Here is a 994-nt window from a genome sequence, read left to right on the forward strand (position 1 = left end):
GCCGGTGAGGATCGCGATGTCCTCGAGCATGGCCTTGCGGCGGTCGCCGAAGCCCGGAGCCTTGACTGCGGCGATCTTGAGGCCGCCGCGCAGCTTGTTGACGACCAGCGTCGCGAGAGCCTCACCCTCGACGTCCTCGGAGATGATGAGGAGCGGCTTGGAGGTCTGGACCACAGCCTCGAGGATCGGCAGCATGGCCTGCAGGTTCGAGAGCTTCTTCTCGTGCAGGAGGATGTAGGCGTCCTCGAGATCGGCGACCATCTTGTCCGGGTTGGTCACGAAGTAGGGCGAGAGGTAGCCGCGATCGAACTGCATGCCCTCGACGACTTCGAGTTCGGTCTCGGCGGTCTTGGCTTCCTCGACGGTGATGACGCCTTCGTTGCCGACCTTCTGCATCGCCTTGGCGATCATTTCGCCGATCTCGGCCTCGCCGTTGGCGGAGATCGTGCCGACCTGCGCGACTTCCTCGGAAGTCTTGATCTTCTTGGTGTTCTTGTTGAGGAACGCGACGACCTCGGTCACGGCCAGGTCGATGCCACGCTTCAAATCCATCGGGTTCATGCCGGCGGCAACGGCCTTGTGGCCTTCCTGCACGATCGACTGGGCCAGAACGGTCGCGGTCGTGGTGCCGTCGCCGGCAATGTCGTTGGTCTTCGAAGCGACTTCGCGGACCATCTGCGCACCCATGTTCTCGAACTTGTCCTCAAGCTCGATTTCCTTGGCGACGGTGACGCCGTCCTTGGTGATGCGCGGTGCGCCGAACGACTTGTCGATGACGACGTTGCGGCCCTTGGGGCCGAGTGTCACCTTCACCGCATCGGCGAGGATGTTGACGCCGCGCAGCATGCGCTCGCGGGCGTCACGGGAGAATTTTACGTCTTTAGCAGCCATTTTTTAGCTCCTGGGCTCAGTGCCCGTAAGGTCTGTTGAAAAGGCGAATTGGGTTTCGGCGGTTCAGCCGATGATGCCCATAATGTCGGATTCCTTCATGATC

1 protein-coding gene is annotated in these 994 nt (G+C 61.5%); it reads right to left on the minus strand.

What is annotated here, in order from left to right; translation table 11 throughout:
* Positions 1-891, minus strand: an 891-nt coding sequence (gene groEL / locus MAXJ12_RS18860) for a chaperonin GroEL (RefSeq protein WP_008837557.1), incomplete at its 3' end; no start/stop codon positions are given.
* Positions 892-994 lie beyond the last annotated feature (103 nt).

Origin of the sequence: Mesorhizobium alhagi CCNWXJ12-2, from assembly GCF_000236565.1 — a bacterium.
Classification (GTDB): Bacteria; Pseudomonadota; Alphaproteobacteria; order Rhizobiales; family Rhizobiaceae; genus Allomesorhizobium; species Allomesorhizobium alhagi.